16 protein-coding genes are annotated in these 17,468 nt (G+C 37.0%); 3 read left to right on the forward strand and 13 right to left on the reverse strand.

Features of this window, described 5'->3' with window-relative positions:
- Positions 1–255 precede the first annotated feature (255 nt).
- From V7M80_RS06195 to prfB, 3 genes are all read right to left on the reverse strand, one after another.
- Positions 256–1,926, reverse strand: coding sequence for a pseudouridine synthase (locus V7M80_RS06195; RefSeq protein WP_333694793.1), 1,671 nt, complete (start codon positions 1,924–1,926; stop codon positions 256–258).
- A gap of 469 nt (positions 1,927–2,395) precedes the next feature.
- Complete coding sequence (locus V7M80_RS06200) at positions 2,396–4,024, reverse strand: acyl-CoA carboxylase subunit beta (protein ID WP_333694794.1); 1,629 nt, start codon at positions 4,022–4,024, stop codon at positions 2,396–2,398.
- 119 nt (positions 4,025–4,143) lie between these two features.
- Positions 4,144–5,239 (reverse strand): peptide chain release factor 2 gene (gene prfB / locus V7M80_RS06205; protein ID WP_333694795.1). Its coding sequence is split into 2 segments (ribosomal slippage): positions 4,144–5,175 and positions 5,177–5,239, totalling 1,095 coding nucleotides; the frame shifts between segments, so codons are not numbered across the junction.
- A 267-nt stretch (positions 5,240–5,506) separates the two neighbouring features.
- On the opposite strand from prfB, the gene V7M80_RS06210 reads away from it, so the two are divergent.
- Positions 5,507–6,532: a threonine aldolase family protein gene (locus tag V7M80_RS06210; RefSeq protein ID WP_333694796.1), complete on the forward strand. Its 1,026-nt coding sequence runs from the start codon at positions 5,507–5,509 to the stop codon at positions 6,530–6,532.
- Positions 6,533–6,543: 11 nt separating this feature from the next.
- Here V7M80_RS06210 and V7M80_RS06215 read toward each other — a convergent pair whose 3' ends face one another.
- The gene (locus tag V7M80_RS06215; RefSeq protein ID WP_333694797.1) at positions 6,544–7,794 is read right to left on the reverse strand and encodes a DEAD/DEAH box helicase; all 1,251 of its coding nucleotides are present in this window, start codon (positions 7,792–7,794) and stop codon (positions 6,544–6,546) included.
- Between the two features lie 67 nt (positions 7,795–7,861).
- Positions 7,862–8,905, reverse strand: a complete 1,044-nt coding sequence (locus V7M80_RS06220) for a formimidoylglutamase (RefSeq protein WP_333694799.1) — start codon at positions 8,903–8,905, stop codon at positions 7,862–7,864.
- Positions 8,906–9,012: 107 nt separating this feature from the next.
- On the opposite strand from V7M80_RS06220, the gene V7M80_RS06225 reads away from it, so the two are divergent.
- Positions 9,013–9,897: a hypothetical protein gene (locus V7M80_RS06225; RefSeq protein ID WP_333694801.1), complete on the forward strand. Its 885-nt coding sequence runs from the start codon at positions 9,013–9,015 to the stop codon at positions 9,895–9,897.
- A gap of 60 nt (positions 9,898–9,957) precedes the next feature.
- Here V7M80_RS06225 and hutI read toward each other — a convergent pair whose 3' ends face one another.
- Positions 9,958–11,196, reverse strand: a complete 1,239-nt coding sequence (gene hutI, locus V7M80_RS06230; RefSeq protein ID WP_333694803.1) for an imidazolonepropionase — start codon at positions 11,194–11,196, stop codon at positions 9,958–9,960.
- A 66-nt stretch (positions 11,197–11,262) separates the two neighbouring features.
- On the opposite strand from hutI, the gene corA reads away from it, so the two are divergent.
- Entirely contained in the window at positions 11,263–12,339 is a 1,077-nt protein-coding gene (corA, locus tag V7M80_RS06235; protein WP_333694804.1) for a magnesium/cobalt transporter CorA, read from the forward strand.
- Here corA and V7M80_RS06240 read toward each other — a convergent pair.
- From V7M80_RS06240 to V7M80_RS06270, 7 genes are all read right to left on the reverse strand, one after another.
- Positions 12,336–12,923 (reverse strand): hypothetical protein, encoded by a 588-nt coding sequence (locus tag V7M80_RS06240; protein ID WP_333694806.1) that lies wholly within the window; start codon positions 12,921–12,923, stop codon positions 12,336–12,338. The genes corA and V7M80_RS06240 overlap by 4 nt on opposite strands.
- Before the next feature lie 12 nt (positions 12,924–12,935).
- A complete protein-coding gene (locus tag V7M80_RS06245; RefSeq protein WP_333694807.1) occupies positions 12,936–13,505 on the reverse strand; it encodes a DUF3575 domain-containing protein in 570 nt (189 codons plus the stop codon).
- Between the two features lie 82 nt (positions 13,506–13,587).
- Positions 13,588–14,520, reverse strand: a complete 933-nt coding sequence (locus tag V7M80_RS06250; RefSeq protein ID WP_333694808.1) for a transglutaminase family protein — start codon at positions 14,518–14,520, stop codon at positions 13,588–13,590.
- 20 nt (positions 14,521–14,540) lie between these two features.
- A complete protein-coding gene (locus V7M80_RS06255; RefSeq protein ID WP_333694809.1) occupies positions 14,541–15,392 on the reverse strand; it encodes a substrate-binding domain-containing protein in 852 nt (283 codons plus the stop codon).
- Positions 15,393–15,416: 24 nt separating this feature from the next.
- On the reverse strand, positions 15,417–15,944 hold the full coding sequence (locus V7M80_RS06260; protein WP_333694811.1) for a GNAT family N-acetyltransferase: 528 nt from the start codon (positions 15,942–15,944) through the stop codon (positions 15,417–15,419).
- 66 nt (positions 15,945–16,010) lie between these two features.
- A complete protein-coding gene (locus V7M80_RS06265; protein WP_333694813.1) occupies positions 16,011–16,877 on the reverse strand; it encodes a nucleoside phosphorylase in 867 nt (288 codons plus the stop codon).
- Between the two features lie 121 nt (positions 16,878–16,998).
- Positions 16,999–17,334: a translation initiation factor gene (locus V7M80_RS06270; RefSeq protein ID WP_333694815.1), complete on the reverse strand. Its 336-nt coding sequence runs from the start codon at positions 17,332–17,334 to the stop codon at positions 16,999–17,001.
- Positions 17,335–17,468: the final 134 nt, after the last annotated feature.

Genomic DNA, 17,468 nt, shown 5'->3' on the forward strand with positions numbered 1-17,468 from the left:
GAAATATAGCAATTATTGATAAAAGATTGATAAATGAAATAATTACAAAATGTTGTTCAAAAAAAACTTCAGAATTGTCATATACTATGAAAGGTATTGCGGTAAATATTAGAATTGGTATGAATTCAAATAGTTTTTTAATTTGTAATTGTGTACTTTTTCTAAGTCTAATCATTTTTTTCTTTAAAATCTTTCAATAAATTTAAATAAGATTTTTATTAATCAAAATTAAAAGACATTTTTTTTCTATCTACCCTAAAACCCAACCCCATCCACCACCTCCATCTCTTTCCCCAACACCGGGTGCCAAAACCGTAAGCGTTCCGCATGCAAATAGAGGCGGTCGGCTTTGGTGCCATATAAATCATCGCCTACAATCGGGGCGTTGAGGCCTTCGGGGTGGGCGGCGTGTACCCGCAACTGGTGCGTGCGGCCCGTGATGGGGTAGAAGTGTACCAAGGTGGTGTGCTCTCGGCGTTCTACCACTTCCCATTGCGTTTTGGCGGGTTTGCCGTACTGGTAACACACCAACTGGTTTGGGCGGTTGTCCAAATCTACCCGTAAAGGTAAATTGATCTCGCCACGGTCGTGTTCAATCATGCCGTTCAATAAGGCTACATAGCGTTTTTGCACCGTGCGTTTCATGAATTGGGCCTGCAACTGCAAATAGATTTCTGTACTTTTTGCCAGCAACAAAATCCCGGAGGTGGACATGTCCAACCGATGCACAATCAACGGGCCGGTGGCATCGGGAAATTTTTCTTTGTAACGCCAATACACCGAATCCTGTATCGCTTTGCCGGGCACCGATAAAAACTCGGCCGGTTTATGCACCACCGATAAATAGGCATCGTCGTATAAAAACGTCAACTCCTTGTCTTCTGCTGGATTCTGCAACAACGGATTGTCGTCCACGTTCAAACCTACCAACATGTGGGCCAAAATGGGTTTGCATTTGCCCGTGCAAGCCGGATAAAAATACCCGTGTTTCCGTATTTCCGACTTTGGCGATTGTCCCCACCAAAATTCAGCCAAGGCAATGGGTTGCAAGTGGTGTAAATAAGCATACTGCAACAATTTCGGTGCTGCACATTCACCCGCACTCGCCGGTGGATTGTCTTCAAAAATGGCTCCTAAACTCTTCGTTTCTCCCAACGGATTCAAAAACGCATACTGCTGAAACAATTTTTGTTGCAACGCCGCCGATTTGGCTTTGCGTTCGTCTTTCAATTGTTGCAAACGGGCTTCAAAAACCGCTACTTTTTGTTGAGCTTTCTCGATTTCCGTTTTCCAATAATGGTTCATTTGTTTTAGCTGTATGCTTTCCTGCTGGCTTTCTTTGCTCAAGCTTTTTTGCAGGGCTTTGTAGTCGTCAAAAGCTAATTCCTGTTCCGCTTTCACCCGCAAGGCATCCCGACGGATTTTATTCACGCGACTTTGTTCTTTCTTTTCGGCTTTGTCGTGTTCGGCTTGCAAAAGGGTAGTGGCCAAAGCTTGTTGACAAGCGAGGTATTCCACATCGTTTTCTAAGGCTTCAATATCTCGGTTGAAGGCATTCAGGATTTTTTCTTCTTGTTTAAAAAAGCCGTCTTGTTGGAGCATATCAAACACAGGTGGCACAAAATGACGGTGCTCGTTGCTATCGGCCAACTTTCCGGAAAATGCGGCGAGATAACCCACTTCTCCGGTAGGTTTTTGCACAACCAATACGCCAAACATTTTTCCGATGACTAACCCTTGCTGCCCTTCTTTTAATCCGAAATTGTGTTCCCAGTCGGTTTGCGTGTTCAAGTAGTCTTGCAATTCGGAAGCGGCTATTTTACTCAGTTCATGCGGTTCATAGTAAAACGGAAAGGTGAATTTTTCCGGCAAACCGATAGCGGATACATCGTTTTGAAACGAAATAAAATGAGAAGGCTGCGTCATGGTGCAAAGCTAAAAAACGTAATTGGAATTTGGTGGGTTTTGGGATTTATTCCTTCTTTAAAATTTTTAAGTTTTCAATAAAAAAAACTTTCTTAAAGAACAATTTAACCACATAGAAACCTAGTAAAAAAGATAGCGATAGTCCAATTATTGGGCTCTCATAGCTATGCTATTCTAGATGAAGTGAAACGACTTTCAACATCTATGAACATCTATGCATCTAAGTGGTAAAAAAAAATTGTATTCAACTGAACAAGTATCATTAAATAAAACTAGTATTTAGTTAAAGAACAATTTAACCACATAGAAACCTAGTAAAAAAGATAGCGATAGCCCAATGATTGGGCTCTCATAGCTATGCTATTCTAGATGAAGTGAAACGTCTTTCAATATCTATGAACATCTATGCATCAATGTGGTTAAAAAGTATAAAAATGAAATTCTACTGAACAAGTTTTAATCCATACAATTATACCTGAATCACTCCCAAATTAAATTTCTTTTCAATAGGAGCGTGGTTCGCCGCTTCAATCCCCATGGATATCCAAGTTCGGGTTTCTAAAGGATCAATAATCGCATCGGTCCACAAACGTGAAGCGGCATAATACGGCGAAACTTGTTCGTCGTAACGAGCTTTGATTTTATCAAATAACTCTTTTTCTTTGGCTTCATCTACTACTTCACCTTTGGCTTTTAGAGAAGAAGCTTCTATTTGCATCAAAACTTTGGCGGCTTGTGTGCCACCCATTACGGCTAATTCGGCACTTGGCCATGCCACAATTAAGCGGGGGTCGTAGGCTTTTCCACACATGGCATAGTTACCTGCACCATAGGAATTACCCACCACTATCGTAAATTTAGGCACCACCGAATTGGAAACGGCATTCACCATCTTAGCTCCGTCTTTAATGATGCCACCGTGTTCTGATTTGCTGCCCACCATAAACCCGGTCACGTCTTGTAAAAACACCAACGGAATTTTCTTCTGATTACAATTTGCAATAAAACGCGTCGCCTTATCCGCCGAATCGGAATAAATCACACCCCCAAACTGAATTTCGCCTTTTTTGGTTTTGGAAACCGTGCGTTGATTGGCCACAATGCCCACAGCCCAACCGTCAATACGGGCATAACACGTGATGATGGATTGTCCATAACCGTCTTTATATAAGTCCATTTCTGAATTATCGACTAATCGTTTGATGATTTCCATCATGTCATATTGGTCCGCTCTTGATTTCGGAAGTATTCCATAAATATCTGTTTCTTTCAAAGCAGGTTTGGCCGCTTTCTCACGGTTGAATCCGGCTTTATCATAGTCGCCAATTTTACCTACAATGCTTTTGATACGGTCTAACGCATCTTTATCGTCTTTGGCCTTATAATCCGTTACGCCTGAAATTTCGCAGTGCGTGGTGGCTCCGCCCAAGGTTTCATTATCTATGTTTTCACCAATCGCAGCTTTCACCAAATAACTTCCGGCTAAGAAAATGCTCCCGGTTTTATCGACAATCATCGCTTCGTCACTCATAATTGGTAAATAGGCTCCACCAGCCACACAACTGCCCATGACAGCGGCAATTTGGGTAATGCCCATACTACTCATGATAGCGTTGTTTCGGAATATACGTCCGAAATGTTCTTTATCAGGAAAGATTTCGTCTTGCATGGGCAAATACACCCCGGCACTGTCCACTAAATAAATGATAGGCAAACGGTTTTCAATGGCAATTTCCTGAGCACGAAGATTCTTTTTTCCCGTAATCGGAAACCAGGCACCCGCTTTAACGGTAGCATCATTAGCTACTACAATGCATTGTTTTCCTTTAATGTACCCCATTTTCACTACCACACCACCGGACGGACAACCGCCGTGTTCCTTGTACATTCCATCGCCGGCAAAAGCTCCGATTTCAATGCTTTTGGCTTTTTCATCCAACAAATAATCGATGCGTTCTCGGGCGGTCATTTTGCCTTCGGCATGAAGTTTTTCGATTCTTTTTTCGCCACCTCCTAATTTTACTTGGGCAAAACGGCGTTTTAATTCGGCTAATAAGAGTTTATTATGGTCTTCGTTTTTATTGAAGTTTAAATCCATAGAGGTACAATTTTTTATTTTGATGCTAAAATACGAAAACGTTTTAGAAGTGGGAATATTGATTCCTGTTTTAAAATAAAATTCACATCAATTCCATTTAAACCCATTAAAACCCTTAACTATTCTTCCTTTTGTCCCATCATCATCAAATACGATTTCAAAAACGCATCAATTTCACCGTTCATTACACCTTCCACATCACTGGTCTCGTGAGCGGTTCGAACGTCTTTGACTAATTTATAAGGATGCATTACATAGTTTCGAATTTGCGAACCCCATTCGATTTTCATTTTTCCGGCTTCAATATCGGCTCGTTGAGCCATTCGTTTGTTCAATTCAATTTCATACAATTGTGAACGTAACATTTGCATCGCCCGTTGACGGTTGTCTTGTTGCGAACGCGTTTCAGAGCATTGAATTTGAATGCCGGTGGGTTTGTGAAACAACTGTACTTTCGTTTCTACTTTGTTCACATTTTGTCCACCCGCACCACTCGAACGCGAGGTGATGATTTCTAAATCGGCCGGATTGATTTCAATTTCAATCGTATCATCCACTAATGGATACACATAAACCGAAGCAAATGAGGTATGGCGTTTGGCATTACTGTCAAACGGCGAAATACGCACCAATCGATGCACCCCATTTTCCCCTTTGAGGTAACCAAAGGCATAATCGCCTTCAATTTCAAGAGTTACGGTTTTAATTCCGGCCACATCGCCCTCCTGAAAGTTCAATTCTTTTACTTTGTAACCTTCTTTTTCCGCCCACATGAGGTACATTCGCATGAGCATCGAAGCCCAATCACAACTTTCCGTACCACCGGCACCGGCTGTAATTTGCAGTACAGCACTTAGGTTGTCGCCTTCCTCAGAAAGCATGTTTTTGAACTCTAAGTTTTCAATTAAAGTATTGGTTTGTTCAAAAACGGTATCTACTTCTAATTCAGTAGCATCACCGTCTTTGTAAAATTCAAAAACCAATTGGAGTTCTTCTGTTAAATTGACTGCTTTTTGATAATCTTCTACCCATTTTTTCTTGGAACGCAAGTCGCGAACCACGATTTCAGCTTCTTTCGGATTGTTCCAAAAGTTGGGGTCAAAGGTTTTTTCTTCTTCGTTGGTAATTTCAATTAACTTCTTATCGATGTCAAAGATACCTCCTCAACGCACCAAGGCGTTCTACAATACCTTTAATTTGTTCGGTATTTGTCATAATTGTTGTAGTTTTGTTTTTTGCAAAGGTAGGGACAAGATGTGAGTTGTCCTAATCAAAAAGAAACGATATATATTACCCTAAATAATAATGAGCTTTGTCAAACTAAAAATAGAAATGCAATTGATTTAATGATTGGCTAATACTCGGATTTTAAGGTGATTTTTTTTAAAACCATATAAGTCATATAAGGATTGTAAAGGTAATAATGAAGTAAATATAAAGAACAAATAAGTAGAAAAATTAAAGTAATACAGTGTTTTACGCATGGAAATAAATTTAATAAGTGATACAGTTACGAGGCCTACACCAGAAATGTTGCGAACCATGTTTCATGCCAAAGTGGGCGATGATGTATTCAAACAGGATCCAACCGTAAATGAATTAGAAGAAAAAGTAGCGGCATTTTTTGGAATGGAGCGGGCTTTATTTTTTCCTTCAGGAACAATGGCCAACCAAGCGGCTATTAAATTGCATACACAACCCGGAGAACAGTTGATTGCCGATAAGTATGCACACATATACAATTATGAAGGGGGTGGGGTTTCCTTTAATAGTGGGGTTTCGTGTCGATTATTAGAGGGTAATAGAGGAATGATTACGGCCGATCAAGTAGAAGCCGCCATCAATCCACCGGATTTTTACCATAGTCCGTTAACCACATTAGTTTCTTTGGAAAATACGACTAACAAAGGAGGTGGGGCTTGTTATGAAATGGAAGATTTAATTGCCATACAAAAAGTTTGTCAGAAACACGGCTTAAAATACCATTTGGATGGAGCGAGATTATGGAATGCATTGGTAGCCAAAAATCAGGATCCTATGCAATATGGAAAATTATTTGATACGATATCGGTTTGTTTTTCTAAGGGTATGGGTACACCCATTGGTTCCGTATTGCTCCTTTCAGAATCTGATTATGCCAAAGTAATGCGAATTCGAAAAGTTTTGGGTGGCGGAATGCGTCAAGTGGGTTACATGGCAGCAGCAGCCATTTATGCATTAGAACACCATATTGAACGTTTGGCTGAAGACCATAGAAGAGCAAAGGAATTAGGAGAAGTTTTGTCTAAAACCCAATGGGTACAATCGGTAGAGAATGTAGAGACCAATATTGTAATTTTTTCGGTTTTACCTCACATCCAAGACGAATGGGTAATGGAAAAATTAAAACAGAAGAATATATATATAAGTTCTTTAGGTAAAGGAAAACTCCGCATGGTAACCCATTTGGATTACAACGAAGTTTTACATACTTATGTTTTGGAAGCCATAGAAAAAATTCAATTATAAAAAAAGGGGGTTTAGTACCACCTTTTTTTATTTTTCTTAGAAGCGTCAGATTTTCTTGAGTTTTTGTTTTTTGAAGTATTTCTGTAATCCTTTTTAACTTCAACCTCTGGTGTTTTTTCTTCATTTTTCCAGGGATAGGGATGATCTTCAATCACTTTTACCGAAACCCGAATTAGTTTTTGAATATCTTTCCAATAGGTTTCTTCATCTTTTCCACAAAACGATATGGATATTCCGCCATTACCGGCCCTTCCGGTTCTTCCGATACGATGTACATAGGTCTCAGGTACATTGGGGAGGTCAAAATTTAAAACATAAGGTAGATTTTCGATATCTATACCTCGAGCGGCAATATCGGTAGCAACCAACACCCCAATTTCATTTTTTTTGAAACTTTCTAAAACCCTTTGTCTGGCCGATTGCGATTTATCTCCATGAATGGCTTCTGCAGTAACTCCATTTTTTTTCAAGGCCTTAACTACGTTATCGGCACCGTGTTTGGTTCGGGTAAATACGAGTAAATTCGATAAATTTTCATTTCGGATAAGATGATACAATAATTTTCGTTTGTCTTCTTTACCAACAAAATAGACTTTTTGTTTTACGGTTTCAGCGGTTGATGAAATAGGAGTAACCGATACGTATTTGGGTTGAGTTAAGAAACTATCGGCGAGTTCTCTAATGGCTACGGGCATGGTAGCAGAGAAGAGCAGAGTTTGACGATTGGTTGGAGTTAGTTTAATAATTTTTTTTACATCATTAATAAAACCCATATCCAACATTTGGTCGGCTTCATCCAAAACCAATGTATGCAAATGGTCTAAGTCAACAAATCCTTGTTTGTGAAGATCCAAAAGTCTACCCGGAGTAGCAATGAGAATATCGACACCTCTCTTGAGTTGATCTACCTGTGGAACCTGGCTTACACCACCAAAAAGAGTGATTTGACGCATGTTTGTATACTTTCCATACGTATCAAAACTTTCTCCAATTTGGATAGCCAATTCACGAGTAGGGGTTACTATTAAAGCTCTGATGTATTTTCGTTTTTGTGACGAACCAACAATTCGGTGCAATTGATTGAGTATGGGTATGGCAAAAGCGGCTGTTTTTCCGGTTCCGGTTTGGGCACAACCCACTAAGTCATTTCCATCTAAAATTATGGGTATAGCTTGTTGTTGGATAGGAGTAGGAGCGGTGTAGCCTTCTTCTGTTAATGCAAGTTGAATATTTTTTAACAGATTTAAATCGGAAAACGTCATAGTACTTTATTTGTGGCAAAGATAGCTTAAATAAAGGAAAAAGACCGATGTAAGCGAAATTCTTAATTTAACCGATATGGAGACTGTTTTGAGCTTTGATAAAATCGGTTATCAGGTAACCCACAAGTTTACCTATAAGATGCGGGTTTTTTTCATCACCTAAAACCGGAGCACCTTCACATATATGCAAATAAGATGCATGGGGATGTTTGCCAAAATGGAAAACAAATTGTCGCAGTTGTTCTACCGAAAACCCACTGCAGGTCATGGCACTACTTGGAATGTTGGGAATAGCATCCAAATCAACCTCGATTCCAAAACCATCCGATTTTATAAATGCCAATGCTTGATTGAGTTCCTGATCGAAGTGTTTTATTTTTTGAATTGCAATTTCGTCATAGGTATTAAAACGAACTCGGTCTTCCAAATCCTTTAGTTTTAGCAGAACATTTTTGGAAGTGTAGCTTTCATGTAATCCAAAAACGAAATATTTTTTAAGAAAACCTTCATCAAAGGCATATGAAAATCCGTTACCACTGTGTCTTCCTTCTATTATTCTAAAATCGGAATGAGCATCAAAATTTACAGCATTTATGGGTTTTCCTTTAGCCAATGCGGTTCCTTTGATGGCTCCATAAGCATTGTTGTGACCGCCACCAATAATAATGGGAATCTTACCGGATTTTACAATTGTAAAGATGATATGAGAAACTTCTTTATCGATACGTTCCACCAATTCGGACAATTTTTTTCTATCATGAACCTCGGAAAACTTTAAATTTTCGGCTTCTTTCATTATCTCTTGAGTATCCAAAGAGCCGAGGACAAGAATCTGATTTCCTTTGCAAAATCGGTTATGCTGAATATTGGCAATACTTTGAATGCAACTGTCCCAAGCTGAGGCTGCACCGGGTCTGCCCGAATTGGCACGTACTCCAATATCTTCCGGAATTCCAAACAAAACAAATTTGGCTTTGCTTTCTTTGATGTAATCGGTGACGGAGACACCCTTGGGAATGGTTTGCATTTTTTCTCCAAACTTTACTTCACCACTGCGGTGATTGGTAATTTTTCCCAGATTGATTGAAGTAAACGTAACTAAGTTATCCATAAAAAAAAATTGTACTCAAAAATACTATTTTTAGCTAAAAAATCGTTATTTATGTTAAAAGGAATTCTATTTGCATTAACTTTGCCTCATAATCAACTATTTTACTTATGGAAAATCAAAACAGCAACTCCAAATTAAAGGCTATAATTTTAGTCCTATCTTTATTGTTATTAGCCAGTTTGGCTTATATGTTTAAAATGAGCTCTGATTCTAAAAAAGACAATCAACAAATTGTAGAATTAACAGATGAAAAAGCCAAAGTTTTAGACGAACTAAATATTTTAAAGACTACGTATGATGCGGCTATAGCTGAAAATACCTCAATGTCTGAAGAATTAATCGCAGAAAGAGCTAAAGTTATCAAGTTGATGGAACAGGTAAAAAAAGGTGAAGCCGATGCTGTTACACTGAAAAAATACCGCAAACAAATAGATGAGCTTCAAAGTAAAATGAATGCATTGATTCGTGAAAATGAAGCTTTAACCAAAATGAATCAACAATTAACAGCCGAGATAGACAGTACAAAGGTTGTTTTAATTGAAGCTAAGGAATACAATCAAGTTTTGGCTGGGCAAAATGAAGAGTTATCCAAAACAGTTGAAATTGCTTCAAAATTATCTATTTTAAACTTAAAAACAGCGGCTTTTAAAGTACGTAGTTCCGGTAAAGAAGTGGCTACTGATAAAGCAAGCCGAGCAGATATTTTGAAAATCAGTTTTACAATTGCTGAAAATAAGGTTGCCAAATCCGGTGATAAGTCTTATTACGTTCAAGTAATTGATAGCAAAAACAACGTATTGGGCGAGAAAAAACTTATTGAATTTGGTGATAAATCATTAACCTATAGTTTTATTACCACAGTAAAATATGAAAATTCAACTGTAAATGTATCCGAGAATTTACCTGGTGAGAAATTCGAGAAAGGAACTTATTTTGTAAATATATTTGACAAAGGCGAATTGGTAAGCAAAACCAGTTTCACGTTAAAATAATATTTTGTCAAGAAAATTAAAAAGAGCAATGAAACATTGCTCTTTTTTTTTGAATTAATTTTAATCTAACATTTTACCGTTTATGAAAACTTTTTCGATAAGGTTTGAACCAAACTCATAAGGGAGTTGGTAAAATGAGTGGATAGGTTTAGTAATGATGATATTGGCTTTTTTTCCTCGGGTAATACTTCCATGCGTTTCAGAGATTCCCATGGCATAGGCTCCATTAAGAGTTGCCGCGTTTATCGCTTCTTCCGGAGTCATTTTCATTTTGATACAAGCGGTAGCTACCACAAAATTCATATTACCGGATGGAGTAGTCCCGGGATTGTAATCGGTTGCGAGTGCCAAAGGCAATCCGGCAGCCATTAATTTTCGAGCCGGTGTATAGGGAATGCTAATAAAGTAACTGCAAGAAGGCAGAGCTACCGGCATAGTTTCACTTTTCACAAGAGCTTCAATATCATCATCGGTTACAATTTCCAAATGATCTACAGATAAAGCGTTATGTTTCACACAGGCTGCTATACCGTTTATTGCCGTAAATTGATTGACATGAATCTTGGCTCTTAAACCGTATTTTTTTCCGGCCTCCATAATACGCTCTGTTTCTTGTATAGAAAAATAGCCTGTTTCTAAGAATGCATCAATAAAATGAGCTAAATTTTCTGCGGCAATTTTGGGTAACATCTCATTAATAATCAAATCAATATAGCCCGAGTGGTTGTCTTGGTATTCTTTTGGAAAAGCATGTGCACCCAAAAAGGTAGCTTTTATGGATAGCGGATAATTTTCGGCTAATTTTTTGATTACGCGAAGCATTTTGATTTCACCTTCTACTGTTAATCCGTAACCGGATTTGATTTCGATAGCACCGGTACCCAGTTTCATGACTTCTTCTAATCGATATTTCGATTGCTTGTAGATTTCTTCTTCAGAAGTTTCGTTTAATTTTTGAGCCGAATTAAGGATTCCACCACCACGACTGGCAATTTCCTCGTAACTTAAACCATTAATCCGGTCTACAAACTCCTGAACCCGGTTTCCGGCATAAACCAAATGGGTATGACTATCGCACCAAGTAGGGAGCACAATTCGGTCTTGAGCATCAATGATTTGGGCATTGGGTAATTTTGGACAATCATTCATTAAACCAAAATCAAAAATCAAATCGTCTTTCAAAATTAAATAGGCATTTTTTAATAGAGGTAAATGAGCCATTTCCTCTCCTGAAACTTTAAGTTTTTCGGCTTCTCTAATTTGAAGAAGTTCTTTGATGTTTATAATTAGGGTGTACATGAAAATTATTTTTTGTAAAAATAGAATGAAAAAATTAAATCCCTTATTTTTATAAAAAATAAAATCGTGAAACGACTGAAATACAAAAAGGGAAGAAAAGTACAACCCAATTATTTTGAATATACCGGACAGCACAAAGAACATCCGGTTGCAATGCAGCTATTTGTATACAATTCTGAATCCTACACGGAAACGACAAACTTGAATTTGGATAAAGTTCAAATTCAGCAATTATTGGACTCAACTGATGTAAAATGGCTCAATGTTCACGGCTTGCATGAAGTAGATTTAATCAAAAAAATTGTAGAAACCGTGGGGATTGATTTATATATAGCCGGAGATATATTGAATGTAGCCAAACGAACCCGTATGGAAGAATATGAAGATTGGTTGTTTTTTAGTATCAAATCTATATTGCCCGAAAAAGATGATTTGAATGTACGAGTTGAGCAAATTAGTTTTTTATTAAAGGGTAATTTATTGATTTCCTTTCAGGAAAAGAAAGGTGATTTTTTTGCCCACATACGTGAGCGAATCAAAACCAACTCAGGTTTAGTTTGCAAGAAAAAAAGCGATTTTTTACTCTATTTGATGTTGGATGCCATTATGGAAAATTTTTACATTACTATTGAAAAATATGAAGATATAATAGAACAACTCCAAATTGAAGCTAAAACCAATGAAAGTCAAGATGTTTTAATTCGTATAGAGAAATGTGGTGAAGATTTGAATTACCTCAGACGGTCAATTATACCCTTGAAAGATTCCTTATTTAATCTAAAATCTATGAAGGATGACAATGATTTCAATGGTATTGAAAAATCAAATTATACCTTTTTTTCTCGTTTGTATCAAAAAAGTTTGGAGTTACTGGATCAAGTAGATTATGATATAAGCTCTTTGGAAAGTGCTTCAAGTTTTTATTTTTCGGCTCAAGGGCATCGCATGAATGAAATCATGAAAACACTCACTATTGTATCGGTTATTTTTATTCCGTTAACTTTTATTGTTGGAGTATATGGAATGAACTTTGAAAACATTCCGGAATTAAAAGCTCCTAACGGATATTTTATCACATTGGGAGTTATGTTTGTATTGGTTATGGCTATGGTATTTTATTTCAAGCGAAAAAAATGGTTTTAATTTACTGTAAAATTATAAAAACCACCCGAAGCGTTAGTTGCTGTTGTTCCTATGGTTAGAAAGGTAGAGCCTGGCGTGTTTTTGGAAATTAAATCAAAATTGGTTCCATCAAAGCCCGCAAAGAATCGCAAACGGTATTGTCCGGTTTGGGTTAACCGAATCCCACCTCTATACTCATATAGATGATTGGTAGGATTGTATAGTGGTTTAGCCGTTATGTAATTGCCCAAACTAAAACTACCTTTTTCTATACTAAAATTGGCATTAGAAGGAGTTACATTAACCCAATTATTGGAACCGTCGTTTCTTTCTAAAGTATATAAAAAGTTAAACTCTGTAGCATTTGTGGTTTGTAGAACATCCAATAATGTACTTTGATTGGGTTCGGTAACCCATCTTGAAAATGCATTTGAATTAACCCAAATAAAATCATTTACTTGAAAATTGGTTTGAGTTTCAACCGCTACCAAATTGGGAATAGTAGTGTATACTGCATTGAAAAACTCATCATCTTCGCGAGTACATTCGGCTGCCAAAAAAACAAAACTTAAAACACTGAATAGTAATATCTTGAGTGATTTCATAATATTTACAATTTAAAAACGATAACCTACATTTAACCCTACACGAGAAACAATTTCGGGACTTTGATCATTTTGGAACAAATTTTTACCCATACCCACGAAAATATCAATTCCGATTTTTTCTTTTATGTAAAATTTATGTCCCACAGCAGCCCCAATGGCATAGTCAGAATAAGATTGGTCAACCGATTGATAATAACCTTGATTATTTTCATTAGTAAAACGCTTCAATTCTCTGTAAGTACCTTGATTGGCCGAAACAAAAACTTCTACAAAATAATATCTGATTTGACTTTTAGAAAGTGAGTACCGTACAAAGGGAATGATTTGATAATCTTCTAGGGTTCTGCTTTTACCGCGATTAAAGTCGTCTTTCAAAGAAGAACTTTCATTAAAATTACCACTAATTCCAATTGAAAAATCGTCTGTAAGAAAACGTTCATAGCTAATATGAATTTTTCCTAATGCTACCAGTGAAACTACATCAAACTTGATTTCGTTTTTGCCTAAATCAAATTTATTTTGATCTTGAGCCCAAAACCATTGGCTACCAATCAAAAAGAGAAATGCTATTTTTTTCATTTTCAACTTTTAAAGTATGTAAATATATAAAAAAGTAAAACGCATCAAAGACGAATTCTTAGAAACTCGATAAAAAGTGATTTTATTGTAAAGTAAGAGCACCCAGAATTTCTTCCGACATAAACGGACCTCCGGGATATCGGGCCGTGTAATCCAGATTCAACCAAATTTGTCCTCTCTCGTCTATATGGTAGTGAATTTCTTTGTTTTTACTTTCTTGCACAAACAAAACTTCTTTGATTAAGAAAACAGCCGCTTCTAAATCACTTTTTTTACCAACCAACATTTCGGGATAAATATGACCTCCGGTATGAATGAGTCGGGGTGTGCCTCCAACGGCACGAATGCATGCGGCCATTAATATGGCATGATCGTCGCAATCTCCTGAAAAATGAATCAAACTCTCAGATGCATGTGCAATATATTCTTGTCCTTTGGGGTCGTTTACATAATTCCAACGGTTACGAATCTCTTTAAAAACAGCAAAACATTGAATCATTTTTCGATGTTCTTTTTGGCCTTTGTAATCTTTAAAATGCAAAGTGGTAGCCGTTAAAGCAAAGTTTCGAACTTCTGGATTTGTAAAGTCAATAGCCCGAACAATTTGAGATTTATTAGGAAAAGGTAACAATTTGGATATTACTAAATCCTGAGGATTTGGATTTTCTGACATTGAATAAATCATGTAGCCATAGTCTTGAAAGACTGTAACAATGCCATAACCTCCAAATACAGAACCGTAAATTAAGGTGATCAAATACACTACTATACCAATAATTAAGAGCGTTCGAATTAAACGTAAAATGAGTTGAATTAAAGCTAAAATACCGATTCCAAGGAGAATACGGTCTAGATTAAATACCCAATCCGGGTCTTTTAAATTTTGGTGTGCAATAATGAATATCGGAATGGCTATCAGTACATTCAAAACAAATATAATTACATCATCCCAGGGTCGTTTGACCTGAAATTTTGTTTTTAATTCTTCTAGTTTGAAAGTTCCAAATATATTCATACAACTAAAACGGCAAAACTTTATAAGTTATGCACGATTTCAGCAAAAGTACTTTTTTTATTGATAAGACTTAATTCAAAAAGCTGATTTTGAACTTTGTTTAACGTTTCGGGTTTAAGGGATTGTTGCGTCCATCGGGTTTGATTCAACCACAAATTGATATCGTCAATTTTTTGGTTGTATCTTTGGGCTAATGTGCGATTGATACTTGGAATATCTTTAAATTCTGAAGTTGTTGTATTGATAATATCTAAAAGTAATCTGATGGTTTGTGGTTGGTTTTCCACTATTTCATTGCGAACCGCAATTACAAAACAGGGCCAGGGAGTAGGGCAGTCGGCAATTCTGCGAAATATACCGTTGTCCACCAAAGGTTTTGTCATGAACTTTTCCCACATAAAATAATCGGCTTTTCCATAGGACAAGGCTTCAACAGCACCCTCAATGGTGTTGACGATTTCAAACTGCAAATCATCTGTTTTCCAACCTTGATTTTGAGCATTGACAATCGCCATTAAGTGCGAACCCGATCCCATCCGACTTATCGCCACTTTTGCATTTTCTAAATCAGAAAGTGATGTAAAGTTGGATTTAGCATCCACGTGAATTCCCCAAATAAGGGGGCTTTCCACATATACTTGAACGATTTTAGAAGGATTTCCGGCAGTAATGTCTTTTACAATTCCTTCCGTTAAAATTACGGCAATATCCGTTTCACCATCTCTTAACATCTGGCACATTTTTCCGGTTCCTTCGGGAACGTCGGTCCATTGTAAATCGATTCCGGCTTCTTCAAATTCACCGTTTTCAATGCACAAATGCCATGGCAAATTGAAATGTTCGGGAACGCCTGCTATTTTGATGGTTTTCATTATTAAGTTTAAAAGTTTAAAGGTTTAAGAGTTTACAAGTTGCCACCACTTCCAAATCACACCTTCTTTATCCGGATAATTTTCCATAAAATTAAATCCAACTTTTTGTAAAACGTGATTGGATGCTCCGTTTTCACCATGTGTGTAAGCGTGCATTTTTTCTATATTCATTTGGTTAAATCCATAGTCTAACCATGCGATGGAGGCTTCTGTTGCATAACCTTTGTTCCAAAATTTTTCATTTAAACGGTAGCCGTAATCATAGAAATTGGTATTGCCGTTTTCTACATGGTCATTTACAAATTTTATCCCTGTCCAACCTATAAATTCGCCGGTTTCTATTAGGATTGTAGCAAAGCGACCAATTTTGTTTTCTCGATATTGCTGTTGAACGTATTCAATAGTCTTAATTGTTTCACTAATCTCTTGTGTTGGCTTTTGCCAAAGGTATTTGTGGACGCTGGGATTATTATCCATTTCAAACATCGCTTCGGCATCACTAAGTTCAAGGGGTCGAAGTAGGAGACGTTTGGTTTCGAGGGTTACATTCATATTCTAATTTTTGAAAATAGATTGATGAAATTAAAAGAATTAACAAATTGACTCATTGGCATATTATCACTCCGCCAATTTATCCAATGCATATTCAATCAACGCATCCACCGCTTTGTACGGGTCTTCACTAAACGTTCCATTTGCTCGGTTAGCAATAATCGCATTCAACGATAAACATTCATGTCCTAGCAGTTTTCCTAAACCATAAATCGCTCCGGTTTCCATTTCTAAATTGGTCATTTGAATGCCGTTGTAATTAAAAGAATCCATTTTTGAATTTAATTCAGCATCTTGAATATTCAACCGTAAAACACGACCTTGTGGACCATAAAAACCGCCTGCCGTTCCGGTGAAACCTTTGTGAATTTGTTTACTTTCAAATTTTTTGATTAAAACATCACTTCCTTTAATTACATAAGGGCGACCTTTTCTCAAATCCCAGTGGGTTTGATTGATAAAGGCATCTTCGATGTCTTTTTCGGAAAACGCATCGATTAAATAGGAGCGAAGCATATTGTCTAATCCCAAACCATACGCACTCATTACAAAACTATCTACCGGAATATGGGCTTGTAACGAACCGGAAGTTCCAATTCGAACTATGTTTAACGAAGTTAATTTGTCTTTAATGGTTCTGGTTTTTAAATCGATATTGACTAACGCATCGAGTTCGTTCATTACAATATCAATGTTATCCGGACCAATTCCGGTGGACATTACGGTGATGCGTTTGCCTTTATAGATTCCGGTTTGCGTTTTGAATTCTCTTTTTTGGGTAGTAAATTCAATGGAATCAAAATGTTTGGTGATTTTTTCTACCCGATTTTGATCACCCACAAAAATAATATCGTGAGCAATTTGTTCCGGCAATAAATTGATGTGATAAACACTACCGTTGGGGTTTAGTATTAATTCGGATGATTGTATCATTGTTTTTTTGTTTCAGGTTTCAGGTTTCAGGTTTCATGTTTCAAGTTGGGTGCTTCAAAATTTAAATAAAACTCTAAACTGAGTAAAGATTAACTTGAAACTATAAACTTGAAACAAAATTTTAACCTCCTACACGTTTGGTTTTAAATCCTTTATCTTTTAAAAATTGCATTATTTTGTCACGGTAATCCCCTTGAATGATGATTTCGCCGTCTTTGAAACTGCCACCAACGGCAAATTTACTCTTTATTTCTTTGGCTAAGATTTTAAAGTCTTCATCGGCTCCTTCATAACCTGAAATAATAGTAGTGGGTTTCCCTTTACGCTTTTCGTATTGGCAAATCATCGGTTCTTTTTGAACGTATAATTCATGTGGGGTATCCTCAACTTGTTCCGGTTCGTTGGAGGGTTGATGGTCTGGGAAGAGTTTTTTAAGTTGTTCGTTTAGGTCATTCATTTTAAAGGTTCTATGTTGCTAAGGTACTGAGCTACTGAGGTTTTTGATTGTCTTCTTTTAGACCTTAGTGCCTTAGCTACTAAGTACCTCAGTACCTTCACAAATCAAAAAAGACATCAAGCCAAAACTCAATG

Source organism: Flavobacterium sp. (assembly GCF_036759525.1).
Taxonomy (GTDB): Bacteria; Bacteroidota; Bacteroidia; order Flavobacteriales; family Flavobacteriaceae; genus Flavobacterium.

Bases quoted from the DNA above. Each gene is read 5' to 3' on its own strand.
- V7M80_RS06200 (WP_333694794.1), bottom strand. From the start codon at position 4,024: ATGGATTTAAACTTCAATAAAAACGAAGACCATAATAAACTCTTATTA.
- V7M80_RS06240 (WP_333694806.1), bottom strand. From the start codon at position 12,923: ATGAAATCACTCAAGATATTACTATTCAGTGTTTTAAGTTTTGTTTTT.
- V7M80_RS06210 (WP_333694796.1), top strand. From the start codon at position 5,507: ATGGAAATAAATTTAATAAGTGATACAGTTACGAGGCCTACACCAGAA.
- V7M80_RS06270 (WP_333694815.1), bottom strand. From the start codon at position 17,334: ATGAATGACCTAAACGAACAACTTAAAAAACTCTTCCCAGACCATCAA.
- V7M80_RS06215 (WP_333694797.1), bottom strand. From the start codon at position 7,794: ATGACGTTTTCCGATTTAAATCTGTTAAAAAATATTCAACTTGCATTA.
- V7M80_RS06250 (WP_333694808.1), bottom strand. From the start codon at position 14,520: ATGAATATATTTGGAACTTTCAAACTAGAAGAATTAAAAACAAAATTT.
- V7M80_RS06220 (WP_333694799.1), bottom strand. From the start codon at position 8,905: ATGGATAACTTAGTTACGTTTACTTCAATCAATCTGGGAAAAATTACC.
- V7M80_RS06255 (WP_333694809.1), bottom strand. From the start codon at position 15,392: ATGAAAACCATCAAAATAGCAGGCGTTCCCGAACATTTCAATTTGCCA.
- V7M80_RS06265 (WP_333694813.1), bottom strand. From the start codon at position 16,877: ATGATACAATCATCCGAATTAATACTAAACCCCAACGGTAGTGTTTAT.
- V7M80_RS06225 (WP_333694801.1), top strand. From the start codon at position 9,013: ATGGAAAATCAAAACAGCAACTCCAAATTAAAGGCTATAATTTTAGTC.
- V7M80_RS06195 (WP_333694793.1), bottom strand. From the start codon at position 1,926: ATGACGCAGCCTTCTCATTTTATTTCGTTTCAAAACGATGTATCCGCT.
- V7M80_RS06245 (WP_333694807.1), bottom strand. From the start codon at position 13,505: ATGAAAAAAATAGCATTTCTCTTTTTGATTGGTAGCCAATGGTTTTGG.
- V7M80_RS06260 (WP_333694811.1), bottom strand. From the start codon at position 15,944: ATGAATGTAACCCTCGAAACCAAACGTCTCCTACTTCGACCCCTTGAA.
- hutI (WP_333694803.1), bottom strand. From the start codon at position 11,196: ATGTACACCCTAATTATAAACATCAAAGAACTTCTTCAAATTAGAGAA.